The 25,953-nt window shown below is 54.2% G+C and carries 19 protein-coding genes and 1 other annotated feature; of the genes, 16 read left to right on the top strand and 3 right to left on the bottom strand.

Annotated elements, in window-relative coordinates:
* The first annotated feature begins 70 nt into the window (after positions 1-70).
* From tig to yihA, 5 genes are all read left to right on the top strand, one after another.
* A complete protein-coding gene (gene tig / locus GT3570_RS13000) occupies positions 71-1,357 on the top strand; it encodes a trigger factor (protein WP_014196455.1) in 1,287 nt (428 codons plus the stop codon).
* Positions 1,358-1,587: 230 nt separating this feature from the next.
* A complete protein-coding gene (clpX, locus tag GT3570_RS12995; RefSeq protein WP_011232128.1) occupies positions 1,588-2,853 on the top strand; it encodes an ATP-dependent protease ATP-binding subunit ClpX in 1,266 nt (421 codons plus the stop codon).
* Between the two features lie 143 nt (positions 2,854-2,996).
* Positions 2,997-4,670 carry an ATP-dependent protease LonB gene (gene lonB / locus GT3570_RS12990; RefSeq protein ID WP_011232127.1) on the top strand — a complete coding sequence of 558 codons (1,674 nt, stop codon included), beginning with the start codon at positions 2,997-2,999 and terminating at the stop codon, positions 4,668-4,670.
* 230 nt (positions 4,671-4,900) lie between these two features.
* Entirely contained in the window at positions 4,901-7,243 is a 2,343-nt protein-coding gene (gene lon / locus GT3570_RS12985; RefSeq protein WP_041467901.1) for an endopeptidase La, read from the top strand.
* Positions 7,240-7,827, top strand: coding sequence for a ribosome biogenesis GTP-binding protein YihA/YsxC (yihA, locus tag GT3570_RS12980; RefSeq protein ID WP_011232125.1), 588 nt, complete (start codon positions 7,240-7,242; stop codon positions 7,825-7,827). The genes lon and yihA overlap by 4 nt, the downstream gene beginning before the upstream one ends.
* Positions 7,828-7,868: 41 nt before the next feature.
* Here yihA and GT3570_RS12975 read toward each other — a convergent pair whose 3' ends face one another.
* Complete coding sequence (locus tag GT3570_RS12975) at positions 7,869-8,354, bottom strand: LiaI-LiaF-like domain-containing protein (RefSeq protein ID WP_011232124.1); 486 nt, start codon at positions 8,352-8,354, stop codon at positions 7,869-7,871.
* Positions 8,355-8,520: 166 nt separating this feature from the next.
* Here GT3570_RS12975 and hemA point away from each other — a divergent pair, with 166 nt between their 5' ends.
* The 8 genes from hemA to ysxE all read left to right on the top strand — a co-directional run bounded on the left by hemA (position 8,521) and on the right by ysxE (position 16,954).
* Positions 8,521-9,885, top strand: a complete 1,365-nt coding sequence (hemA, locus tag GT3570_RS12970; RefSeq protein WP_062898850.1) for a glutamyl-tRNA reductase — start codon at positions 8,521-8,523, stop codon at positions 9,883-9,885.
* A gap of 10 nt (positions 9,886-9,895) precedes the next feature.
* Positions 9,896-10,714 (top strand): cytochrome c biogenesis protein, encoded by an 819-nt coding sequence (ccsA, locus tag GT3570_RS12965; protein WP_011232122.1) that lies wholly within the window; start codon positions 9,896-9,898, stop codon positions 10,712-10,714.
* A 15-nt stretch (positions 10,715-10,729) separates the two neighbouring features.
* A complete protein-coding gene (hemC, locus tag GT3570_RS12960) occupies positions 10,730-11,659 on the top strand; it encodes a hydroxymethylbilane synthase (protein WP_014196450.1) in 930 nt (309 codons plus the stop codon).
* On the top strand, positions 11,659-12,429 hold the full coding sequence (locus GT3570_RS12955; protein WP_062898849.1) for a uroporphyrinogen-III synthase: 771 nt from the start codon (positions 11,659-11,661) through the stop codon (positions 12,427-12,429). The genes hemC and GT3570_RS12955 overlap by 1 nt, the downstream gene beginning before the upstream one ends.
* Positions 12,430-13,404: a porphobilinogen synthase gene (gene hemB, locus GT3570_RS12950; RefSeq protein WP_013144588.1), complete on the top strand. Its 975-nt coding sequence runs from the start codon at positions 12,430-12,432 to the stop codon at positions 13,402-13,404.
* A gap of 16 nt (positions 13,405-13,420) precedes the next feature.
* Positions 13,421-14,710, top strand: coding sequence for a glutamate-1-semialdehyde 2,1-aminomutase (hemL, locus tag GT3570_RS12945; protein ID WP_011232118.1), 1,290 nt, complete (start codon positions 13,421-13,423; stop codon positions 14,708-14,710).
* Positions 14,711-14,828: 118 nt separating this feature from the next.
* Positions 14,829-15,878, top strand: coding sequence for a stage VI sporulation protein D (gene spoVID, locus GT3570_RS12940; RefSeq protein WP_062898848.1), 1,050 nt, complete (start codon positions 14,829-14,831; stop codon positions 15,876-15,878).
* 44 nt (positions 15,879-15,922) lie between these two features.
* Entirely contained in the window at positions 15,923-16,954 is a 1,032-nt protein-coding gene (ysxE, locus tag GT3570_RS12935) for a spore coat protein YsxE (protein ID WP_023633496.1), read from the top strand.
* Positions 16,955-16,992: 38 nt separating this feature from the next.
* Here ysxE and GT3570_RS12930 read toward each other — a convergent pair whose 3' ends face one another.
* Entirely contained in the window at positions 16,993-17,181 is a 189-nt protein-coding gene (locus GT3570_RS12930; RefSeq protein ID WP_011232115.1) for a hypothetical protein, read from the bottom strand.
* A gap of 139 nt (positions 17,182-17,320) precedes the next feature.
* Positions 17,321-17,556: a binding site (T-box leader), on the top strand.
* Between the two features lie 100 nt (positions 17,557-17,656).
* Here GT3570_RS12930 and GT3570_RS12925 point away from each other — a divergent pair.
* The 3 genes from GT3570_RS12925 to GT3570_RS12915 all read left to right on the top strand — a co-directional run bounded on the left by GT3570_RS12925 (position 17,657) and on the right by GT3570_RS12915 (position 24,150).
* Positions 17,657-20,299: a valine--tRNA ligase gene (locus tag GT3570_RS12925; protein WP_062898847.1), complete on the top strand. Its 2,643-nt coding sequence runs from the start codon at positions 17,657-17,659 to the stop codon at positions 20,297-20,299.
* Positions 20,300-20,515: 216 nt separating this feature from the next.
* On the top strand, positions 20,516-21,811 hold the full coding sequence (locus tag GT3570_RS12920; protein ID WP_062898846.1) for a bifunctional folylpolyglutamate synthase/dihydrofolate synthase: 1,296 nt from the start codon (positions 20,516-20,518) through the stop codon (positions 21,809-21,811).
* 68 nt (positions 21,812-21,879) lie between these two features.
* Complete coding sequence (locus GT3570_RS12915) at positions 21,880-24,150, top strand: VWA domain-containing protein (protein WP_062898845.1); 2,271 nt, start codon at positions 21,880-21,882, stop codon at positions 24,148-24,150.
* A gap of 94 nt (positions 24,151-24,244) precedes the next feature.
* On the opposite strand, the gene GT3570_RS12910 is transcribed toward GT3570_RS12915, so the two are convergent.
* Positions 24,245-25,951 carry a hypothetical protein gene (locus GT3570_RS12910; protein WP_023633500.1) on the bottom strand — a complete coding sequence of 569 codons (1,707 nt, stop codon included), beginning with the start codon at positions 25,949-25,951 and terminating at the stop codon, positions 24,245-24,247.
* Between the last annotated feature and the right edge of the window lie 2 nt (positions 25,952-25,953).

Genomic DNA, 25,953 nt, shown 5'->3' with positions numbered 1-25,953 from the left:
ATCATAAAAAGATCTGGACAAGCGGAGTGCGCTATGGTCCGAGCAATGATTTCAGGTGGAGGGAACAAGGATGTCAGTCAAATGGGAAAAGCTTGAAGGGAACGAAGGCGTATTGACCGTTGAGGTCGACGCCGAGAAAGTGAACAAAGGCTTGGACGCCGCGTTTAAAAAAGTGGTGAAAAACATCACGCTTCCGGGCTTCCGCAAGGGGAAAGTGCCGCGCGTTCTGTTTGAAAAACGCTTCGGCGTCGAAGCGCTCTATCAAGATGCGCTCGACATTTTGCTGCCAGAGGCGTATGCCAAAGCCGTCGAAGAGGCAGGCATCGAACCGGTGTCAATGCCGGAGATTGACATTGAGCAAATGGAAAAAGGCAAAAGCTTAATTTTCAAAGCGAAAGTGACCGTAAAGCCGGAAGTCAAGCTCGGTCAATACAAAGGGCTTGAAGTGGAAAAAATGGATACAACCGTGACGGACGAAGATGTCGAAAACGAATTGAAACGTTTGCAAGAAAATTACGCCGAACTTGTCGTGAAAGAAGACGGGACGGTGGAAAACGGCGATACGGTCGTCATCGATTTCCAAGGGTTTGTCGACGGCGAGCCGTTTGAAGGCGGCAAGGCGGAGAACTATTCGCTTGAAATCGGCTCTGGAACGTTCATTCCGGGATTTGAAGAACAGCTTGTCGGCATGAAAGCCGGCGAGGAAAAAGAAATCCAAGTCACATTCCCGGATGAATACCACGCGAAGCAATTGGCCGGCAAACCGGCGACGTTTAAAGTGCAAGTGCATGAAGTGAAAGCGAAACAGCTGCCGGCGCTTGACGATGAGTTTGCCAAAGACGTCGATGAAGAAGTCGAAACGCTTGACGAACTGAAGGCGAAAATTCGCGCCCGTTTGGAAGAGGCGAAAAAGAACGAGGCGGAGACTGCCTTGCGCAATGCGGTTGTCGAAAAAGCGGCAGCCAACGCCGAAATGGATATTCCGGAGGTTATGATCAAAAACGAAACCGACCGGATGCTTCGCGAATTTGACCAACGCCTGCAAATGCAAGGTCTGAACTTGCAGTTGTATTACCAATTCTCCGGCCAAGATGAAGCGTCGTTGCGCGAGCAAATGAAAGAAGATGCCGAAAAACGGGTGCGCGCGGCGTTGACGCTTGAAGCGATCGCGAAGGCCGAAAACATTGAAGTAACCGACGAGGAAGTAAACAAAGAGCTCGAAAAAATGGCGGAAGCCTACAAGCTGAGCGTGGACAAGCTGAAAGAGCTGCTCGGCAGCTTAGATGGCGTCAAAGAAGATTTGAAATGGCGGAAAACAGTCGATTTTCTTGTAGAGCACAGCAAGGTTGCGGCATAATATATCTTAAGGAAAGAACAAGGCGCGAGACGTTCGTGCCTTGTTCTTTATCCACAACAATGGCGCCTGAGCGGCAATTTTCAAACTTTTCTAAACAGATAACGGTTTTTTCATTCGCTTTTTCAGGAACATTTATGGTAAAATAGCGAATACATACGTTTTTACGACATAAGAGATGGCGGAAATGGATACATAAGCAGGCGCGATTTCGTTGGCAAGGGGTGAATGATATGTTTAAATTCAATGATGAAAAAGGGCAGTTGAAATGCTCGTTCTGCGGCAAAACACAGGATCAAGTGCGAAAGCTCGTTGCCGGTCCGGGGGTTTACATTTGCGACGAGTGCATTGAGCTATGCACGGAAATTGTTGAAGAGGAGCTCGGCAATGAAGAGGAATTTGAATTTAAAGACGTGCCGAAACCGTTGGAAATTCGGGAAATTCTAGATGAGTACGTCATCGGTCAAGATGAGGCGAAAAAATCGCTCGCCGTTGCTGTTTACAATCATTATAAACGGATCAATTCCGGCAGCAAAATCGATGATGTCGAGCTGTCGAAAAGCAACATTTTAATGATCGGGCCGACCGGGAGCGGGAAAACGCTGCTGGCGCAAACATTGGCGCGCATTTTGAACGTGCCGTTTGCCATCGCCGATGCCACCTCGCTTACAGAGGCCGGCTATGTTGGCGAAGACGTCGAAAACATTTTGTTAAAGCTCATCCAAGCGGCGGATTATGACGTCGAACGGGCGGAAAAAGGCATTATTTACATCGATGAAATTGACAAAATCGCCCGCAAATCGGAAAACCCTTCCATCACTCGCGACGTATCCGGCGAAGGGGTGCAACAGGCGCTGTTGAAAATTTTAGAAGGCACCATTGCCAGCGTTCCGCCGCAGGGCGGCCGCAAACATCCGCATCAAGAATTCATCCAAATCGATACGACGAACATTTTGTTCATTTGCGGCGGGGCGTTTGACGGCATTGAGCCGATCATCAAGCGCCGCCTTGGCAAAAAAGTGATCGGTTTTGGCGCGGAAATGAACCAGACGGATGTCGACGAGAAAAACTTGTTGTCGAAAGTGCTGCCGGAAGACTTGCTCAAATTCGGACTGATTCCGGAGTTCATCGGCCGTCTGCCGGTCATTACGACGCTCGAGCCGCTCGACGAACAGGCGTTGATCGACATTTTGACGAAACCGAAAAATGCCATTGTCAAGCAATACCAAAAAATGCTTGAGCTTGACGGCGTTGAGCTCGAGTTTGAAGAAGCGGCGCTCCGTGAAATCGCGAAAAAAGCGATTGAGCGGAAAACGGGCGCGCGCGGCCTTCGCTCGATCATCGAAGGCATTATGCTCGATGTGATGTTTGAGCTGCCGTCGCGCGAAGATGTGCAAAAGTGCATCATCACGCTCGACACGGTGCGCGGCACAAAGCCGCCGACGCTGATCCGTCATGATGGCACCGTCATCGAGCTGGAACGGAAAACATCTGCCTGATGGGAAAACCGCCTTTTTTCGGCGGTTTCTTTTTTTGCCGCCCATGCCCTGGGCGCCGGTCGGCGCTTTTTTTGTTTATTCCCGCCAGTTCGCGGAGATACTATCATACTACATACCATCTAAAGGCAGGAGGATATCGGGGCATGGATTGGACGAACATCGTACTGGTCATCCAGCTGTTTTTCGGGGTCATCATCGGCCTTTATTTTTGGAATTTGCTAAGAGGGCAACGTGTGCAAAAAGTTTCGATTGATAAAGAGTCGCGCAAAGAGATGGAACAGCTCCGCAAGCTGCGTTCGATTTCGCTCACCGAGCCGCTGGCGGAAAAAGTGCGGCCGAAAAGTTTTGACGACATCGTCGGTCAGGAAGACGGCATCAAGGCGTTAAAAGCCGCTTTATGCGGCCCCAACCCGCAACATGTCATCATTTACGGCCCCCCTGGCGTCGGCAAGACGGCAGCTGCTCGGCTCGTGCTTGAGGAAGCGAAAAAAAATCCGCTCTCCCCGTTTAAGAAAAATGCGGTGTTCGTGGAGCTTGACGCGACGACGGCGCGCTTTGACGAGCGCGGCATCGCCGACCCCCTCATCGGCTCGGTGCACGACCCGATTTATCAGGGGGCCGGGGCGATGGGGCAAGCCGGCATTCCCCAGCCGAAGCAAGGGGCGGTGACGAACGCCCACGGGGGCGTTTTATTCATCGACGAAATCGGCGAGCTTCATCCGATCCAAATGAACAAGTTGTTGAAAGTGCTTGAGGACCGGAAAGTATTTTTTGAAAGCGCCTATTACAGCAAAGAAAATCCGCAAATCCCAAGCCATATTCACGATATTTTCCAAAATGGACTGCCGGCTGATTTCCGTCTTGTCGGGGCGACGACGCGCACGCCGAACGAAATTCCTCCGGCCATTCGCTCTCGCTGCCTGGAAGTATTTTTCCGTGAGTTGGACCAAGATGAAATCGCCCTCATCGCGAAAAAGGCGGCGGAAAAAATCCGCTTGAACGTGTCAGAAAGCGGCATTCGCCTCCTTGCCGCCTATGCGCGCAACGGGCGGGAGGCGGTCAACATGATGCAAATTGCCGCTGGCCTGGCCATCACGGAAAACCGAGAAAACATTTTGGACAAAGATATTGAATGGGTCATTCAATCGAGCCAAATGACTCCGCGCTATGAGAAGAAAATCGCTTCCGCTCCGGCGGTCGGCGTCGTCAACGGTCTGGCTGTGTATGGACCAAACACCGGTGCGTTGCTCGAAATTGAGGTGACCGCTTTGCCGGCGAAAGGAAAAGGATTGATCAATGTCACCGGCATTGTCGAGGAGGAAAGCATCGGCAGTGCAGAAAAATCGGTGCGGCGCAAAAGCATGGCGCGCGGCTCGGCGGAAAACGTCATTACGGTGTTGCGGGCGATGGGCGTGCCAGCGGACCGCTACGACATTCATGTCAACTTTCCGGGCGGGGTGCCGGTTGACGGCCCTTCAGCCGGGGTGGCGATTGCCGTCGGCATTTATTCCGCCATTTACCAGCTGCCAGTCGATCATACGGTCGCCATGACCGGAGAAATCAGCATCCGTGGCTGCGTGAAACCGGTCGGCGGCGTGTTCGCCAAAATCAAAGCGGCCAAACAAGCCGGGGCGAAAAAAGTCATCATCCCGATTGAGAATATGCAATCGTTGCTAGGCGAAGTCAGCGGCATTCAAATCATCGCCGTCCGCCGCCTCGAGGAAGTGCTCGTCCATGTGTTCGGCGAAGAGGCGCTCCGCCGCGGCCCCGCGCTGCTGCCAGCGGCTATGGACCGCTCGGAGAAAAAGCTCGTCTAGCCAAAGGAAACGGCGGCAAGGCGAACGATTGGCAACGAAAGCGGGCGATCCGCTCGCAACCGAGTCGGGCGGTTCGCCCGGCCTCTCTTTTATGTACGGCTTCGGCGCAAGCGGATCGTCGCTGAAGTCGGTTTTTCTTTGCCTGCAGACGGAGCGCCGCGCGCTTTTTCGTTCGTCAAATTTTACAAACCCGGCTACCGTACTATACAATAAACGAATAGAAGCGAGAGATGGAGGTGTTCGGCGTGAACGGAAAGAAAAAGGAGACGGTCGTTCCGCTTTTGCCGCTGCGTGGGTTGCTCGTGTTTCCGACGATGGTGCTCCATTTGGATGTCGGGCGCGAGAAATCGGTCAAAGCGCTCGAACAAGCCATGGTTGAGGATCATATGATTTTGCTGACGTCGCAAAAAGACGTTGCCATCGACGAACCGGACATGGATGACTTATATAAAATGGGAACGATCGCGCGCGTCAAGCAACTTCTAAAACTCCCGAACGGCACGTTCCGCGTGCTTGTCGAAGGCGTCGCTCGGGCGCTCATTACGGAAGTGATCAGCGAGGAGCCGTACTTTCTCGTCAAAGTCGAAAAGTTTGCTGATCGGGCGGCGAAAGATTTAGAAGATGAGGCGCTCAAGCGGACGATGCTTGAATATTTCGAGCAGTACATAAACTTGTCCAAGCGGCTGTCGGTCGACATTTACGCCTCGATCGTCGACATCGATGAGCCGGGGCGAATGGCGGACATCATCGCCTCGCACTTGCCGCTTAAGCTTGAGGAAAAACAGCGCATTTTAGAAACGATCGACGTGAAAGAGCGCCTCAATAAAATCATCCAAATTTTGCACAACGAAAAAGAAGTGCTCCAGCTTGAGAAAAAGATCAGCGCCCGCGTCAAGCAGTCGATGGAGCGGACGCAAAAAGAGTATTATTTGCGCGAGCAAATGAAGGCGATTCAAAAAGAGCTTGGCGAAAAAGAAGGAAAAACGAGCGAAGTCGAGGAGCTGAAAGAAAAAATCGAGGCGGCCGGCATGCCGGAGCATGTGAAACAAACGGCATTGAAGGAGCTTGACCGCTATGAAAAAATTCCGGCGACCTCAGCGGAAAGCGCAGTCATTCGCAACTACCTCGATTGGCTCATCGCCTTGCCGTGGTCGAAAGAAACAGAAGACATCCACGACATTAAGCGGGCGGAAGCGATTTTAAACGAGGAGCATTACGGGCTCGATAAAGTGAAAGAACGGGTGCTTGAATTTTTATCTGTCAAGCAGCTGACGAAATCGTTAAAAGGTCCGATTCTTTGCCTCGCCGGACCGCCGGGGGTCGGCAAAACGTCGCTCGCCCGCTCGATCGCCAAAGCGCTCGGCCGCCGCTTCGTCCGCGTTTCGCTCGGCGGCGTCCGCGACGAATCGGAAATTCGCGGCCATCGCCGCACGTATGTTGGCGCCATGCCGGGACGCATTATCCAGGGGATGAAAAAAGCAGGCACGATCAACCCCGTCTTCTTGCTCGATGAAATCGACAAAATGTCGAGCGATTTCCGTGGCGATCCATCGGCGGCCATGCTGGAGGTGCTTGACCCGGAGCAAAATCATACGTTCAGCGACCATTACATTGAAGAGCCGTACGATCTATCGAAAGTCATGTTTATCGCCACGGCCAACCATTTGGCGGCGATTCCGCAGCCGCTCTTGGACCGGATGGAAGTGATCCACATACCAGGCTACACAGAAGTGGAGAAGCTGCATATCGCCAAGCGGCATTTGCTGCCGAAACAAATCACCGAGCACGGGCTGAAAAAGGCGGCGTTGCAAATTCGCGATGACGCGATGCTCGATATCATCCGCCATTATACGCGCGAAGCCGGGGTGCGGGAGCTTGAGCGGCAGCTCGCCGCTATCTGCCGAAAAGCGGCCCGCCTCATCGTTTCCGGCGAGAAAAAGCGGGTTGTGATCACAGAAAACAATCTTGAGGAATTTTTAGGGAAGCGAAAATACCGCTACGGCCGAGCGGAGGCGGAAGACCAAGTCGGCGTGGCGACCGGGCTGGCGTATACGGCGTTTGGCGGCGATACGCTCGCCATCGAAGTGTCGCTCGCGCCAGGCAATGGGAAACTCGTGCTGACCGGCAAGCTCGGCGATGTCATGAAAGAATCAGCGCAAGCGGCGTTCAGCTACGTGCGGTCGCGCGCTGAGGAGCTTGACATTGATCCGAAGTTCCATGAGAAATATGATATTCACATCCACGTTCCGGAAGGAGCGGTGCCGAAAGACGGGCCATCGGCCGGCATTACGATTGCGACCGCACTCATTTCCGCTTTGACGGGCAAGCCGGTGAGCCGCTTTGTCGGCATGACCGGGGAAATTACGCTGCGCGGCCGCGTTCTTGCGATCGGGGGGCTGAAAGAGAAAACGTTAAGCGCCCATCGTGCCGGATTGAAAACCGTCATTTTGCCGAAAGACAATGAAAAAGATTTGGCTGACATTCCGGAAACGGTGAAGCGCGACTTGCGCTTTGTGCTCGTCTCTCATCTCGATGAGGTGCTGCCGCACGCGTTGGTGGGGTGGAAGCGATGAATGTGAAGAAAGCAGAGCTTGTGACCAGTGCCGTCAAGCCGGAACAATATCCGGACGGCGGACGGCCGGAGGTGGCGCTCGCCGGCCGTTCGAACGTCGGCAAATCATCATTCATCAACAAAATGATCAATCGGAAAAACTTGGCGCGCACCTCCTCAAAGCCAGGTAAAACGCAAACGTTGAATTTTTATTTGATTAACGACTCGTTTTACTTTGTGGACGTGCCAGGTTATGGTTTCGCCCGCGTGTCGAAGCAGGAGCGGCAAAAATGGGGGAACATGATGGAGACGTACTTTACGACGCGCGAGGCGCTTAAGGCGGCGGTCCTGCTCGTTGATTTGCGCCATCCGCCGACGAAAGACGATGTGATGATGTACGAGTTTTTGAAACATTACGAGATCCCGGTGATCGTCATCGCGACGAAAGCGGATAAAGTGCCGCGCGGCAAGCATCAAAAACACGCGAAAATCGCGCGCGAGACGCTGCGGATGGCTGACGGCGACCCGCTCATTTTGTTTTCCGCCGAGACCGGACAAGGGAAAGACGAAGCATGGGCGGCGCTTTTGCCGTTTGTGGCCTCATGACGAAAACACCAGCGATTCCGCTGGTGTTTTCACTTCCAAGGCTATTTTCGCCTAGTCCATAATATATAGACGCCGATGGCGATGAGTCCGAGCGGCCAAAACTTCCAGACAGAGGAAAGTCCGGCTTGGACGAGGTGAAAGAATGGCTGGCCGCGCCCGGAAAACGTCAGCACGACAGCGAGAAGCAAGAAAAGCACGCCAAAGCCGGCCCCGCCTTTTTGTTTGCGGCTGCTGGCGAAAAAAGCGAGCGCGATGAGGAAAAAAAACATGTTCACGCCGCGGGGCCAGGCCGAAAATGCACTCGCAAGGAGCAACTCAACGCCAAATCCGAGTAAAAGAAAGCCGGGGAAAAGGTAAGCATATTCGCGCGCTGAATGCGCCTGGCCAAGCAAAGCCGCGCCGCAAATGGCAAGCAAGGCCGGCCACCCTTGGAAGAAATGGAAAAGGGGGGATTCCAGCTGTCCGGCGAGAAAATACAGCCCGAGGCCGATGAACAAGATGCCGGCGAATACCGTTCGGGTTTTCATGATCGTCGCGTCCTCCGTTTCCCTTTTGGACATGTTTATGATAGAATGATCACTGTCTACAGTTTAGCATAGCTTTGGAGGCATGTTCACAATTTTTTCAAACCGGAACGATGGACGGTTGTGATATAATGATGGAAGGGATTCGGTCAATAAGGGGGATGGCATCGTGCAAATCGTAGTCGTTGGCGTCGACTATAAAACCACCCCTGTAGAAATCCGCGAAAAGCTCGCGTTTGCGGAAGCGGAACTCGGTGCGGCGATGAAACAGCTCGCCAAGCAAAAAAGCGTGCTCGAAAATGTGATCGTCTCGACGTGCAACCGGACGGAAGTTTATGCAGTGGTTGATCAACTGCATACCGGACGTTACTATATGAAAGCATTTTTAGCCGAATGGTTTGGCGTCAAAGTGGAAGCGATTGCTCCGTATTTGCGTGTGCTTGAAGGAGAAGCGGCCATAAAGCATTTGTTCCGCGTGGCGGCCGGCCTTGATTCGATGGTGCTTGGGGAAACGCAAATTTTAGGGCAAGTGAAAGACAGCTATTTGCTCGCTCAAGAGGTCGGGACGAGCGGCACGATTTTCAATCATCTGTTCAAGCAGGCGGTGACCTTTGCGAAGCGCGCCCACTCGGAAACGGGCATCGGCGCGCACGCTGTATCGGTCAGCTATGCGGCGGTTGAGCTGGCGAAGAAAATTTTCGGCCGCCTTGCCGGCAAGCACGTCTTGATTATCGGGGCCGGCAAAATGGGGACGCTGGCGGCGCAAAACTTGTACGGCAGCGGCGTCGGGAAGGTGACGGTTGTCAATCGGACGCTTGAAAAAGCGAAACAGCTTGCTAAGCAGTTTGCCGGCGAAGCGAAGCCGCTCGGCGAATTGTCATGCGCTTTGCTGGAAGCGGATATCGTCATCAGCTCGACGGGAGCCAAAGGCTATATTTTGACGAAGGAAATGGTGGCGCCGCTTGAGAAAATGCGCAAAGGCCGCCCGCTCTTTATGGTTGACATCGCGGTGCCGCGCGATTTGGATCCGGCGTTGGCTGATTTGGAAACGGTGTTTTTGTACGACATTGACGATTTGCAAGATGTGGTGGCGGCCAACTTGGCGGAACGGCAAAAGGCAGCGGCTCGCATTGAAACGATGATCGAAGCGGAACTTATGGCGTTCAGCCAATGGCTGCAGACGCTCGGCGTCGTGCCAGTCATTGCCGCATTGCGCGAAAAGGCGCTGGCCATTCAAGCAGAAACGATGAAAAGTTTGGAGCGGAAACTGCCGCATTTGTCGGAGCGCGACTGGAAAGTGTTGAATAAGCATACGAAAAGCATTATTAACCAGCTGCTCCGCGATCCGATTTTGCAGGCGAAGGAACTCGCCGCCGGCCCGAATGCCGAGGAGGCGCTTTTGCTGTTTATGAAAATTTTCAATATCGAAGATGCGGTGAAAGCCGAGCGGCATATAGAGCAGGCGAAATCCGTGCAATGCGATGAACAAGACGCGGAAGCGGTCCGTGCCGCCCGCCCATCATGGCAGCTGTAAGGTGGGATGGATGGTGGCGCTGTTGTATGAGTTGTCCATTTTGCTTTACATCGCTTCGATCCTATTCTATTTCATCGATTTTTTGCAACAAAACCGGAAGGCGAACGACATCGCCTTCTGGTTGCTTTCTATTGTGTGGCTTTTGCAGACAGTGACGTTTGTTTCTCGCATCATGGAGACGAAGCGCTTTCCGATTTTAACGATGTCGGAAGGGCTTTATTTTTACGCTTGGCTGCTCATTACGCTGTCGCTCGTCATCAATCGGCTGCTGCGCGTCGATTTCATCGTCTTTTTTACGAACGTGCTTGCTTTTTTTATTTTGGCCATTCATACGTTTGCACCGTCTTCGCAGTCGCCGGCTGTTGCGGAGCGGCTCGTCTCGGAGCTGCTGATCATCCACATCACCCTTTCGCTCGGAGCGTATGCGGCGTTTACGCTGTCGTTTCTGTTTTCGGCGCTTTACATGTTGCAGTACAGTTTGCTGAAAAAGAAAAAGTGGGGGGCGCGCCTTTGGCGCATGGCGGATTTGTCGCGGCTTGATTTTTTGTCGTATGTTTTAAATGCGCTCGGCTTGCCTATGTTGTTATTAGGGCTCATTCTTGGCGTGATTTGGGCGTACATTCAAATCGACCATTTCCATTGGTATGATGCGAAAGTGCTCGGGTCGTTTGTCGTTCTTCTCGTCTATGGCGTCTATTTTTACAAGCGAGCCGTCCGGCAGATGCAAGGGAAGGCGATCGCGCTATGGAATATCGGTTCGTTTTTATTTTTGCTTGTCAACTTTTTCTTGTTTGGCAGTTTGTCAAAATTTCATTTTTGGTATTCGTAATCGAGGTGAAACGAGATGCGGAACATTGTCGTTGGCTCGCGGCGCAGCAAGCTTGCCTTGACCCAGACGAAGTGGGTGATCAACGAATTGAAACAGCTTGGGGCGCCGTTTACGTTTGAAGTGAAAGAAATCGTCACGAAAGGAGATCGGGTGCTTGATGTTACGCTCTCGAAAGTCGGGGGCAAAGGGTTGTTTGTGAAAGAGATTGAGCATGAATTGCTCGCCGGCGGCATCGATATGGCGGTCCATAGCATGAAAGATATGCCGGCTGTGCTGCCCGAAGGTTTAGTGATCGGTGCGGTTCCGCGTCGCGAAGATGCACGCGATGTGCTTGTCAGCAAAGGAAACCGGATGCTCTCCGACTTGCCGCCTGGGTCGGTCATTGGCACGAGCAGCTTGCGCCGTTCAGCGCAGCTGCTTGCCTATCGCCCGGATTTGACGATCAAATGGATTCGCGGCAATATTGACACAAGGTTGGCGAAGCTCGAAAGCGAAGAGTACGATGCGATCGTGCTGGCGGCGGCGGGTCTTGCGCGCATGGGTTGGGGCGATGACGTCATCAGCGACTATCTTCCTTTTGATGTCTGTGTTCCGGCGGTCGGCCAAGGGGCGCTGGCGGTCGAATGCCGGGAGGATGATGACGAATTGCGCCAATGGCTCAGCCGGTTAAACGACGAGCAAACCGAGCGGGCTGTTCGGGCGGAGCGCGCCTTTTTGCAGCAAATGGAAGGAGGCTGTCAAGTGCCGATTGCCGGCTACGCGGAAGTGAAGGAGGGGACGGTGCGTCTTACCGCGCTTGTCGCCTCCCCGGATGGCAAAGAAATGTATAAAGAAATCGTCACTGGCGCCGATCCGGAAGCGGTCGGCCGACAGGCGGCTGCCATCTTGAGCGAACAAGGGGCAAAAGCGCTGATCGAGCGGGTGAAAAAGGAGCTGGGCGACTGATGGCCAATCGCGCCCTAGCCGGCAAGACGGTACTTGTCACTCGTGACAAAAGGCAGGCGGCATCGTTTTCCGCCAAGCTGCGCGCCGTTGGCGCCGTGCCGATCGAAATCCCGCTCATAGCCATCCGCCCGGCGGCTGCGCCGGAAGCCATCGCCGCGCTCGCCGGACGGCTCGGGGAATACCGCTGGCTCGTGTTGACGAGCGTGAACGCGGTCCGCTTCTTTTTTCCGCACGTTTCGTTGCCGCGGCCGCTGCCGAATGTCGCCGTCGTCGGGCGGAAGACGGCGGCCGCGCTCGTTGAGTACGGTGTTTCACCGGCGCTCGTACCGGATGATTTCACCGCTGAACGGCTTGCCGCCATGCTTGCACCGCGCGTAAAACAAGGCGACTGGGTGCTGTTTGTCAAAGGTGATTTGGCAAGCCCGACGCTGCCTGAGGCGTTAAGGAAGGCAGGCGCAGCGGTCGATGAGTTTACGGTTTATCAAACGGTGCCAGACCTAAGCGGTCGAGAACCATTGTTGGCGTTGCTGCGCGAACGGAAACTAGATGCGATTACGTTGATGAGCCCATCGGCGGTTCATAGCCTTGCCCGCCTTCTTGGCGAGGAAGCGTCCGCGCTTCTCTCCGGCGTCGCTGTCGCCTGCATCGGGCCGGTGACAAAAAAGGCGGCGGAGCGGGAAGGAATCACCGTACATATTTGTCCAGCTGATTACACGACGGATGGTATAATCAAAGCGATGGAACAATATTTTTCCATGGAGGGACGATGAATGGCACTGTCATTTGACCGCCATCGCCGTTTGCGGCAAACGGCTGCGATTCGGGCGATGGTGCGTGAGACGCATCTTCGCGTCGAGGATCTCATTTATCCGCTGTTTGTGGTCGAGGGAAGCGGCATTAAGCGGGAAGTGCCGTCGATGCCAGGGGTTTACCATTTATCGCTTGACCGTTTATCTGAGGAAGTGGACGACATCGCCAAGCTTGGCATTCCCGCCGTCATGGTGTTTGGTGTGCCGAATGAAAAAGATGAAGTCGGTTCGCAGGCGTATTGCGAAACAGGGATTGTTCAGCGGGCGATCCGCCAAATCAAAGCTGAACACAAAGATCTAGTCGTCATTGCGGATACGTGTTTATGTGAATATACGAGCCACGGCCATTGCGGCGTCGTCGAAAACGAGCGCGTGCTGAACGACCCGTCGCTCGAGCTCCTCACCAAAACGGCGGTGAGCCAAGCGCAAGCCGGCGCCGACATCATCGCGCCGTCGAACATGATGGACGGCTTTGTCGCCGCCATTCGCCGTGGGCTTGATGAAGCAGGGTTTGAGTATGTGCCGATCATGTCGTATGCAATCAAATACGCTTCGGCATTTTACGGCCCGTTCCGTGATGCCGCCGACAGCGCGCCGCAGTTTGGCGACCGGAAGACGTACCAAATGGATCCGGCCAACCGCCTTGAGGCGTTTCGCGAGGCGGAGTCGGATGTCAAAGAAGGCGCTGATTTCTTGATGGTGAAGCCAGCGCTTGCCTACATGGATATTATCCGCGACGTCAAAAACCGTTTTCCGCTTCCGCTTGTCGCCTATAACGTGAGCGGCGAGTATGCGATGGTCAAAGCGGCGGCGCAAAACGGCTGGATCGATGAGAAGCCGGTCGTCATGGAAATGTTGACAGGGATGAAACGGGCGGGCGCGGATTTGATCATTACGTATTTTGCCAAAGATGTCGCCCGCTGGCTGGCTGAATAGAGAGGAGGGCGGAAGCATGCGAAGCTACGAACGGTCAAAAACCGCTTACGAAGAAGCGGTGAAATTGATGCCGGGCGGGGTGAACAGCCCGGTGCGCGCCTTCAAGTCGGTCGGGATGACGCCGATTTTCATGGCGCGCGGCCAAGGAGCGAAAATTTACGATATTGACGGCAATGAGTACATTGATTACGTACTGTCATGGGGTCCGCTCATTTTAGGGCATGCCAACCCGCAGGTCGTGGAAGCGTTGAAGCGCGTGGCGGAACAAGGCACAAGCTTTGGCGCTCCGACATTGCTTGAAAATGAGCTCGCCAAGCTCGTGATTGAGCGGGTGCCGTCGGTGGAAATCGTGCGGATGGTCAATTCCGGTACGGAGGCGACGATGAGCGCCCTCCGCTTAGCGCGCGGCTACACGAAGCGCAACAAAATCATGAAATTCGAAGGCAGCTACCACGGCCACGGCGATTCGCTGCTCATTAAAGCCGGCTCCGGCGTGGCGACGCTCGGCCTGCCGGACAGCCCGGGCGTGCCGGAATCGGTCGCCCAGCATACCATCACGGTGCCGTACAACGATTTGGACAGCGTCCGCTATGCGTTTGAGCGGTTTGGCGAAGACATCGCCGCGGTGATCGTCGAACCGGTCGCCGGCAACATGGGCGTCGTTCCGCCAGTGCCTGGCTTTTTGGAAGGGCTGCGCGAGGTGACGAAACAATACGGAGCCTTATTGATTTTCGACGAGGTCATGACCGGGTTCCGCGTCGATTACCACTGCGCCCAAGGGTATTATGGCATTGAGCCGGATTTGACGTGCCTTGGCAAAGTGATCGGCGGCGGCTTGCCGGTCGGGGCGTACGGGGGCAAAGCCGAGATCATGGAGCTTGTCGCGCCGAGCGGGCCGGTGTACCAAGCCGGCACGCTCTCCGGCAATCCGCTCGCCATGACGGCCGGGTACGAGACGCTACGCCAGCTGACGCCGGAAACGTACGAAGAGCTTGGCCGCAAAGCGGCGCGCCTTGCGGATGGGCTTCATCAGGCAGCAGAGAAATACGACATCCCGCATACGATCAACCGCGCTGGGTCGATGATCGGCTTTTTCTTCACGAACGAGCCGGTGGTCAACTACGAGACAGCGAAAACGTCCGACTTGGAGCTGTTTGCCGCCTATTATCGGGAAATGGCGAATGAAGGCATTTTCCTGCCGCCGTCGCAATTTGAAGGGCTGTTTTTGTCGACGGCGCACAGTGATGATGATATTGAATATACGATTGCCGCTGCTGAGCGGGTGTTTGCCCGTCTGCGCGGATAAGGAAAGGGGCTGCCGACCGTCGGCAGCCCAATTTTTTATCATACCGCCTCGTTTCCGTTCATACAATGGATAATGTCATAGAAACCATTTGCCGAAGGGACGGAAGGAGGAGGCCCGGTTGGAGCAATCGTATTTGCGTTTTTCATTGGAAGAATCGGTCTGGTTTAAAAGAGGACAGGAAGTCGCCGAGTTTTTATCCATTTCTCTTGATCCGGTCATTTCCGTCGATGAGTACGACCAATATATTACGATCCGCGGCGCGCTTGAGTTGAGCGGCGAATTCCGCCAAGCGGGCGAAGAGCAGGCTGAAGCGGATGACGACGTGTTTGAGCTGGCTGGTTATCGGTTCATTCAGCACATTTCGGTGCGCGAAGACGGGATCAGCGAACTGTCGCACCGCTTTCCAATCGATATTACGATTCCAAAAAACCGCATTCGTTCCCTTGAGGATGTGTACGTGACGGTTGAATCGTTTGATTATGATTTGGATGAAAACGGAAGATTGCTGATCACTGCCGACATTTCGATCAGCGGCATCAGTGAAGCGCCGCTTGACGATGATTTGCCGGACGATGAGGAGGACGATGAGCCGCTGTTTGCCCCGTTTGAATCAATCGCCCGCAAGGAAGCGGCCGGTGAGGAAGCGTTTGCTTCCGTGGATGATCTCACCGATGAGGCGGATGAACAGCCAGCTTTTGCCGCCGACGAAACGACGGTTTCCGTCATGGAGCCGGCCGCCATGCGTCATGAAGAAACGGAGGCTGAGGAAGAAGAGGAGGCCAAAGAGCCGTTTTTGCCGATTGAGACGGAAACGAAGGCGGTCAGCGCACAGACGGAGGAAGACATCGCTTCACTGCTGCCGCCAACTGAGGCGAAGGTATCGATCGGGGCGGCGAAAAAGGCGGTTGAGGAAGAAGAAGAAACGAAAACAAAAAGCGAAAATGCGCTTTACTTGACGAAACTGTTTGCGAAAAGCGAGGAGGAAGAGTTTACGAAACTGAAAATTTGCATCGTCCAGCAAGGAGATTCATTGGACAAGATTGCCGAACGGTATGATGTGACCGTCTCACAGCTTTTGCGCGCCAATGATTTGGAAAGCCCAGATGACGTGCACGAGGGGCAGCTGCTGTATATTCCGGCCATGGCGGGAAGCCGTCCTTTCTCATGAAAGGGATGCTTTCCGTTTCTTTTGCCGATAAGGGGGCGTAACAAATGGCCGCACAGGCTGACCGATATGAGGCTGTGCTCGCCCAGTACGGTCTTCGTCCAGAGCGCATGGAGCAGCGAGGCAAAGCCGTCAAAGTATACACGAACCGCGGTGTTTTCGCCTTAAAGCCGCTTGAAAGCGAGCAAGAAGCCGCCGCCGTTTGGCAGTCTCTTCAGCATGGCGGCCCCCGTTGTCTCCCGCTTTACCTGACGCGGCGGCGGTCGCTGTTTGCCACAGAAGGCGGCCGTCTTTATTATTTGCAAGCATGGCATGACGGCGAATCAAAGGTGGAGAAGGATGCGGTGGACGCCTTTTTTCGCGAGCTCGCCCGCCTCCATCGCGCCACCGTCCGTACGATCGAGGTGAGTGAGGAAGAGGCGGCGGCGTACCGAAAGCAAAAAAAGGACGAATGGCAACGGGCGCGGATGGTTTGGGAAGAACGGATTGAGCGGTACGAAGCGGCGTGGTACATGTCTCCGTTTCAGCTCCAATGCTGCACCTATTTTCATGAGGTGATGCGCGCGTACTCGTTCGCTGAAGAACGGCTCGATGTGTGGGAAGAGACGCTCAAAGAGACGAAGCAATGGCGCATCGCCTGGGTGCACGGCAAAGCGCGCCTCTCCCACTATATCCCGCCGTATTGGATCAGTTGGGAGCGGGCGCATTGGAATTCGCCGCTCTTTGATGTGATCGCCGCGCTCCGTTTTCACGTACAGACAATGCCGCCGCTTGGGCGCGAGTGGCTTGAAGGGATGGGGGAGTACGAGAAGGAGCTGCCGCTGTCCGACGGGGAGCGGGCGTTTTTATACAGCCATTTGGCGGAGCCGCGTGGGTTTGTCCGCTGTTTGGAGCGGTATGAGGCCGCTTCGCGGAACGAGCGGAACGAACGGGAATATGTGGCCGCGTTGCAGCGTCGTTATTTGGCGTTCAAAAATATGGAGGCGCTCGTTATGCACCTTGTCCAACGCGACGCCGCGCGGCAGCAGGAAGAAGCGGTGGACAACGAACCGCCGGCGGATGAAAGCAGCAATGGTTAAATCGATTTTGAATCCAGCCCAAACAAAATGGCGTCCCACTAAATCCATTCCAGATGGAGCGCCACGGCAATGAAAACGAAGATGGCCAATAAAATGACATCAAACGTCGTTGGCAGAAAAATAGTGCGGATCGCTTGAAAAATGGTGAGCGGGATGATCACTTGGGCGCAGACGGCGCGCACTTGCCGAAGCCACGGCGGCCACGAATACGGGTTGAATCGCCGCATCGACATTCCCTCCTTCTCCGGTTTACTATACAATATGAAACGTGCGGTGGTTTGTCACCAAATGCACACGGATGGAATAAATAAATAAAAACTTGGCAAAGATGATGGACAATGGTAGTATAATAATCGAACAATGATGACAAAAGCGAAGACGGGGAAGAGTACAGCGGTCCGCGCCTGCAGAGAGGGAAATCAGAAGCTGCGAGATTTCCTAGGATGACGGCTGCTGGAAGGTCGCCCTTGAGCTGCTTCTTTGAAAGGCGCTGCTGCCGAGTAGAGGAAGCCGGCATCATGCCGTTATGCCAATGAAGCGCTTAAGCCTTTGGGCTTAAGAAAAAAGGTGGTACCGCGAAAGCAGCTCCTTTCGTCCTTTTGGGATGAAAGGGGCTTTTTTGCTTGCCGGCTGCGCGGCATTGCTCAGTGGGAAGCCGCCGTCGGCCGCATTGTCCATCATGTTGAAGGAGGGAAATGAAACATGGCACAGCACGAAGTGTCGATGCCGCCCAAATACGACCACCGCGCGGTCGAAGCGGGGCGCTACGAATGGTGGCTGAAAGGAAAATTTTTTGAAGCGACCGGTGATCCGAACAAACGACCGTTTACGATCGTCATTCCACCGCCCAACGTCACCGGCAAACTGCATCTGGGGCACGCGTGGGATACGACGCTGCAAGACATCATTACGCGCATGAAACGGATGCAAGGGTATGACGTTTTGTGGCTTCCGGGAATGGATCACGCCGGCATCGCCACCCAGGCGAAAGTGGAAGAGAAGCTGCGCCAGCAAGGGCTGTCGCGCTATGATTTAGGCCGGGAAAAATTTTTAGAAGAAACGTGGAAGTGGAAGGAAGAATACGCCGGCCATATTCGCAGCCAATGGGCGAAGTTAGGGCTTGGCCTCGATTACACGCGCGAGCGGTTCACGCTCGATGAAGGGCTCTCAAAAGCGGTGCGCGAAGTGTTCGTCTCGCTCTACCGGAAAGGGCTTATTTACCGCGGCGAGTACATCATCAACTGGGACCCGGTGACGAAAACCGCTTTGTCGGACATTGAGGTTGTTTATAAAGAAGTGAAAGGCGCGCTCTACCATTTGCGCTATCCGCTCGCCGACGGCTCCGGCTGCATTGAAGTGGCGACGACCCGTCCGGAAACGATGCTCGGCGATACGGCCGTCGCTGTGCACCCCGATGACGAGCGGTACAAGCACTTGATCGGCAAAATGGTGAAACTGCCGATCGTTGGCCGCGAAATACCGATCATTGCCGACGAATATGTCGATATGGAGTTCGGCTCCGGAGCGGTCAAAATTACGCCGGCGCACGACCCGAACGATTTTGAAATCGGCAACCGCCACAATTTGCCGCGCATTCTTGTCATGAACGAAGACGGCACGATGAATGAAAACGCCATGCAATACCAGGGGCTTGACCGGTTTGAATGCCGGAAGCAAATCGTCCGCGATTTGCAAGAACAAGGCGTCCTCTTTAAAATCGAGGAGCACGTGCACTCAGTCGGTCATAGCGAACGGAGCGGCGCGGTCGTTGAGCCGTATTTGTCGACGCAATGGTTTGTGAAAATGAAGCCGCTCGCCGAAGCCGCCATCAAGCTGCAGCAAACGGACGAAAAAGTGCAGTTCGTGCCGGACCGGTTTGAAAAAACGTATTTGCATTGGCTTGAAAACATCCGCGACTGGTGCATTTCGCGCCAGCTTTGGTGGGGGCATCGCATCCCGGCATGGTACCATAAAGAAACGGGCGAAATTTACGTTGACCATGAGCCGCCGAAAGACATCGAAAACTGGGAGCAAGACCCAGATGTGCTCGACACATGGTTCAGCTCGGCGCTCTGGCCGTTCTCGACAATGGGCTGGCCGGATACCGACTCGCCGGATTACAAGCGCTACTACCCGACTGATGTGCTTGTCACCGGCTATGACATCATTTTCTTCTGGGTGTCGCGCATGATTTTCCAAGGGCTTGAATTCACCGGAAAGCGTCCGTTCAAAGACGTGCTCATCCACGGCCTCGTCCGCGACGCCCAAGGGCGGAAAATGAGCAAATCGCTCGGCAACGGCGTCGATCCGATGGATGTGATCGACCAGTACGGCGCCGATGCGCTCCGCTATTTCTTGGCGACCGGCAGCTCGCCGGGGCAAGACTTGCGCTTCAGCACCGAAAAAGTCGAAGCGACGTGGAATTTTGCCAACAAAATTTGGAACGCCTCGCGCTTTGCCTTGATGAACATGGGCGGCATGACGTACGAGGAGCTTGATTTGAGCGGCGAAAAAACGGTCGCCGACCATTGGATTTTAACGCGTCTCAACGAAACGATCGATACGGTGACGAAGCTCGCTGAGAAATACGAATTCGGCGAAGCGGGGCGTACGCTGTACAACTTTATTTGGGACGACTTGTGCGACTGGTATATCGAAATGGCAAAGCTGCCGCTGTACGGTGATGACGAGGCGGCGAAAAAGACGACACGTTCGGTGTTGGCGTATGTGCTCGACAACACGATGCGCCTGCTTCACCCGTTCATGCCGTTCATTACCGAGGAAATTTGGCAAAACTTGCCGCATGAAGGCGAATCGATCACCGTCGCTCCGTGGCCGCAAGTGCGCCCTGAGCTGTCGAACGAAGAAGCCGCGGAAGAAATGCGGCTGTTGGTTGACATCATCCGCGCCGTCCGCAACGTCCGCGCCGAAGTGAACACGCCGCCGAGCAAGCCGATTGCGCTCTATATTAAGGTGAAAGATGAACAAGTGTGGGCGGCGCTCATGAAAAACCGCGCCTATCTTGAGCGGTTCTGCAACCCGAGCGAGCTCTTGATCAATACAAACGTTCCCGCGCCGGACAAAGCGATGACGGCGGTCGTCACCGGCGCCGAGCTCATCATGCCGCTTGAAGGATTGATCAATATTGAGGAGGAAATTAAGCGGCTTGAAAAAGAGCTTGACAAATGGAACAAAGAAGTCGAGCGCGTCGAAAAGAAACTGGCGAACGAAGGATTTTTGGCGAAAGCGCCGGCTCATGTCGTCGAAGAAGAGCGGCGCAAGCGGCAAGATTACATGGAAAAACGCGAAGCCGTCAAGGCGCGCCTCGCCGAGCTCAAACGGTAGACAAACGATCTAGCTGTTGATTATGATGAAGACGAATCCGCTTTCCTGTGGATTCGTCTTTTTCGATGGATCATGATGGAAGGTTGGCATATTCTGAGAAGAGGTTTGTTGTCAACATATACTCGCTTTCACCAGGCTTCTCGATGTGTGGCGCATCTGCCGCATGAAGCCGGCAGGGGGCGGCAAGACACCAATGGAAAAAGGAGGATGATGGACATGGTTCGAACGTATGAAGAAGCGGTCGCTTGGATTCACGGGCGGCTGCGGCTTGGCATAAAACCGGGATTGAAACGGATGGAATGGATGATGGAAAAACTTGGCCACCCGGAACGCCGCGTCCGCGCCGTCCATATCGGGGGAACGAACGGCAAAGGGTCAACGGTCGCCTATTTGCGCTCCATTTTGCAGGCGGCGGGCTATTCGGTCGGCACGTTCACCTCGCCGTATGTCGAGCAGTTTAACGAACGAATCAGCATAAACGGCCAACCGATTCGCGATGAAGAGATCGTAGAGCTCGTGCAAACGATCAAACCGCTTGCGGACGAATTGGAACAGACGGAACTTGGCGGACCGACCGAGTTTGAAGTGATCACGGCGATGATGTTGTATTATTTCGGCAAACAAAACATCCAAGACATCGTGCTCATTGAAGTCGGGCTCGGCGGCCGCTTGGACTCAACCAACATCATTTATCCGCTCCTTTCCGTCATTACGAACGTCAGCTACGATCATATGAACATCTTAGGCGATACGCTCGATCAGATCGCCGCGGAAAAAGCGGGGATCATTAAATCAGGGATTCCGCTTGTGACAGCGGTCAACGAGCCCGAGGCGTGGGATGTGATCGCCAAGACGGCGGCGGAGCGGAAAGCGAAAACATATCGTCTCGGCGTCGATTTCACCGTTTCCGACCGGCAGGCGACGGTGGAAGGGGAGCAGTTTTCGCTTGTCACGCCGTTTGCCGAATATCGCGATTTGCGCATTCAAATGCCCGGCGCCCATCAAGTCGAAAACGCGGCGGTGGCAGTGATGGCGGCCGAACTATTGCGCCTTGGCTATTCGTTTTTGATCGATCCGGAGCATATCGCCGATGGGCTGGCCACAGCCGCTTGGCCCGGCCGGTTTGAGCGGGTGAGCGGCAATCCGCTCATCATCCTCGACGGCGCCCATAACGAAGCCGGGATTCGCTCACTCGTGGAGACGGTGCGCGCCCATTATCCTGACAAACACGTCCATGTCTTGTTCGCTGCGCTGACAGACAAGCCGCTTGAGCGGATGATTCAACGGCTTGATGAGCTCGCGGATACGATCACGTTTACCACGTTTGATTTTCCGCGCGCGGCAGCGGCGGAACAGTTGGCGGACCTTTCGTCCCATCCGCAGAAAGCGGTGACAGGTGATTGGGTCGGCTGGATCAGTGAAAAGAAAAACCAAATGGGGAGCGATGAGTTGATGCTCATTACGGGATCGCTTTACTTTATATCTGAAGTGCGAAAACGTTTAAAAAAATAATGCCAAGCGATGAAAAGAATTGATATAATGGAAGAAAGATAGTTCTTTTGGCGCGGGAGGGGAGGCGCATGAAGCGGTGGCGCGGCTGGCTTTTATGGGGAATGTTGTTTTGGCTGATGGCAAGCCTATGGCCGATGAAAGCAGGTGTTGTGTATGCCGATCAAACAGAGGGGGCCATTACGTTCGTTTCGGATGAGAAGATTGAGGGATGGGCGACCGCACCAGGGAGCGGCAACGGGCAAGGGAACAGCATTCGCTACTTTATGATTCGCATTCAGCCGAAGGAACAAAGCGGCACGGCAGTCAGCTACCGAGCCGAAGCGGTGGAAGCGCCGGCGGACCGAAACGGTGAGAAAAAGTATACGTTTTCTCTTGATATGCGCGGCAAGTGGCCGTCGGCTCCGGGAACGACGGTGACTTACCAAATCACCGTCGATGCGTATCGCGTGTTAGGAAATGGAAAAGAGGATGTGTATTTTTCATTCCCACAGACGCCTTATCAATATACGAGGCAAACTGGGGTGAGCACGGCTAAATTGGATTTTTCCCTCTCATTTTCACAGCCGGAATACGCCAAGCCGCCGAACGGCGATGCCCAAGGCCGGCTCGATGTGACGCTCGTTCCACAAGGGGCCGTTTCGTCGCCCGTCCGTCCGCCGATCGACGTTGTGTTTGTGTTTGACATCTCCGGCTCGATGACATGGGAGAAGCTTTCGAGCGCCAAGACGGCGCTCCGTTCGGCTGTCGATTACTTTAAAGCCCATTCGCATCCGAACGACCGGTTTGCCCTCATTCCGTTTTCCGACCAAGTGAAACAAGTCGTTCCGTTTGGGGATCAGCCGAATGTCGCCGCCCAACTCGAGAAAATTCGGACGGTCGGCGACAGTTTGACCGCTGGAGGCGGCACGAACTATTCGGCGGCGCTGTCGCTTGCGCAGTCGTATTTTAACGACCCGGTGCGCAAAAAGTATGTAATTTTCTTGACAGACGGGATGCCGACCACCCTTAACGCAACAGAAACAATCACCTATCGGGAAGTCGAACGGATTCTTTGGTTCTACTACTATACAGGAGAAAAAATCACGGCGCCGTTGCCGCTGACGTACGAATTGTATACAAATGGAAAGGCCGGCATTCGTTTTATCGACAAACGCGGTTTTTCCCGCTTGTTTACAAGCGACGGATGGGACTATGTAAACGGTGCTGATATCCCTCTAGGTCGAAGCGACTATCCATTTAGTTACAGCAGCATAGAGAAGAAAATTCGTGATCATGCTATCAACGTGGCTAAGGCGCTCGGAATGAACAATATTACGCTTTATTCGATCGGTTTTGGCAGCAACGATGAAGTCGATATGAGCTTTTTGCAAACGCTGTCCGCGACTGCCGGCGGCGAGGCGCGGCAAGGAACGACGCAAAATTTGACCGCCTTGTTCCAACAGTTTTCCCAGCTTGCCACCACGCCGGCGATCACAGGAACGATCCGCATCCCGCTTTCGTCGTTTGGCGGCAATGTCGCCGTTGCGGAAAACGGCCAAGTATGGCTGGATGAAAATAAGCAAAATGCGTATATTTCGTTTTCGATTCCGTATGAGGTCGGGAAGCCGGCGCCGGCTCCTATTACGATTCCGGTTTCCGTCTCCTTTAAGCAAAAAGGGACCTATACGTTGACCACAGAGTTGACATACCGCGATGTGTATGGGCAACTGCAGCCGCCGATCGCAAAATCGGCCACGATCTCGATCGTTGTTAAGGTTCATAGCTTGACGCTTGGCGATTACAAACCGACGATGAACGTTGACGAAATGCAAACCATTCCAGTGACGATCGAGCCGAGCGACGCGACGAACCCAACGCTTGCGTGGACATCAAGCGACCCGAGTGTCGCATCCGTAGACCAAAACGGCACGGTGACAGCGCTAAAGCCTGGAACGGTTACGATCACCGTCCGCGCGACTGATGGCAGCAACGCGTCGGCATCGGCGGTCATCAAGGTGATTGATCCGTACGTGGCGCTTCAAGGTATGGAGTTCCGCCGTCCGGTGTTGTATATGAAAGTCGGCGAACGGCTTGACGCAGCGCCTGAGCTTCGTTTTGTTCCGTCCAATGCAAGCGACCGAACGCTCCGCTCTGTGACATCGTCTGACTCCCGGTTTGTCGACGTTGTCCAAGAAAATGGCCGATGGTATTTGGAAGCAGTGGATGTCGGCTACGCGGTTGTGACGGCGACCGCCAATGCGAGAACGCCGGATGGCAGGCCAATTCAAGCCTCAGTGTGGGTCTTTGTCCAACCGCGTGAAGATGAGGGGGGAAGCGTCAGCAACGGTGGGCGTTGGTGATGATGGAAAAAGCGGCCTCCTGAATTGGAGAGCCGCTTTTTTTCGTTTGTCCAGGGGATCGAGAGGATGAGAGAGGGAATTTAGCCGTCTTCGTTCACTCAACTTCAAGCCGGTCGGCGACGAGCGAGATTTGATTGACAAACGGCAATCCTGTTCCTTGTTCGACTAACACCCGTGGATTATATTTGACGATCAGACGAGATTGTTGCATGTCAGAGCTTGGAATGAAGTTCCCCGGCTCACCGTCTTTCGGCTCGATCCGGCCGCGAAAGGCGTTGATGACGAGCCCGTTGATGTCTGTATCCGGAGCAGCCGCTCCGTTCCCGCGGGCGAACAACCCGCCTTCAATGTACAAATACGATCCGACAGCATAAATCGTCGCGCTGCTGTCCGTATAAAAATACCCTTTTAAGTTCGGGATTTCATTTGAGTCTTGAAATTCATTGATGCGGGCGATATCGAGCGTGCCTTTGGACAACAACACGAGCCCTTTTCCATCCGCTCCGTCGATATGGCTGTTGTAAATGGTCGTCTTGCCAGTGACGTAAATGCTCGCGTTCAACGCCAAGTTTCCAGTAAGCGTCAAATCACCGAACACGATCAAATTGCCGCGCACAGCCGCTGTTGATTTTGTCGGTCCTTCAATGCGGAGATCGCCATTGACAATGAGCCATTGGTTTTGGCCATTTTGCTGCACGTCAATGTCGCGATAAAGGGTGATCTCCTTCCCTTCTGCGTCCAACCAAAGCGGCTTGTCTTTTGGCATCTGATTGATGGATTGTTCATACGGCGTTTCGTCGTCTGTCACGACCCGAGCCAATTTCCCTTCTTGATAAAGCTCCCGCGCTACATCGAGCGGCGGCTGGTGATCGTTTTCAATGCGCTCGATATACGCTTGTTGGGTTTCAGGCGACAACGGCGAGAGACCGGCCGCTTGAAGCAATTTATCTTTCACGGTGCGCTCGAAATCAGTATCGATGAAATCGTCCGTCTCTTGTTGAATGAGAGGGCCGCCATCGTCCGGCCATCCTGGGAAGAAAAGGCCTTCTTCCATTTGGAAAGCTCGGCCGCCAGTCTTCCAGCAACTGCTCGTTTGCGTGCATGAAAACAGCAGCTTGTCATGAATGTGCCAAATCGAATCGTTCATTGATGCGGGCAGTCCGGCATCGATAGGAGCGATCGTTAACTCGCCGCTTTTTTTCACGTAGTTTGCCGCGTTGCTGATGTAAGCGCTTTGTCCGGCGTATACGTTTCCTTGCTCCACGTAGACGCCGCCGTTTAAGATGACGGTTTCTTTTGATCCGAGCGCGTATTTGAGAAAGCTGGGCGTATTTGTTAAAAAGACGAGCCGTTTGACTTTCCGCTCGCGATGGCCGTCCGTAAACGGTTTGGACAAATCGAGCGCGCGGAGGAACACTTTGTTCGTCGGAATGTTGTACAAGCGATAGGACACGTCTTCCACCTCCACGCCGTAGCGCGCTTTCAGCTTGCCGGCGATCGTATCCGGGCCGGGGGTGTCCTCGTTAATGCCGAGAAATGCATCCCATTGACTGGGGGTGAAAATGTCATGACGAACAAAAAAATCGTCGTCTGAAAGCTCAGCTTTAAGCCCAGCAATTGCTTCATTAAGGGCTGTTTTGGCTTCATGAAACGATTCGATGTTCTCGACGCGCACCGCGGTAAATCGCGCTTGCTGGACGGCGACTGTTAAAATCGTCAAGCCGAGCAAAAAAAAGAGGGTGATCATGAGCATCGTCGTCACCAAACTGTAGCCAGCGGCGTTCAAGCGCAGTCGGTTCATCG

Origin of the sequence: Geobacillus thermoleovorans, from assembly GCF_001610955.1 — a bacterium.
GTDB lineage: Bacteria > Bacillota > Bacilli > Bacillales > Anoxybacillaceae > Geobacillus > Geobacillus thermoleovorans.
The sequence above is the reverse complement of the archived record's forward strand: the minus strand, read 5'-3'. Positions and strand labels throughout refer to the sequence as shown.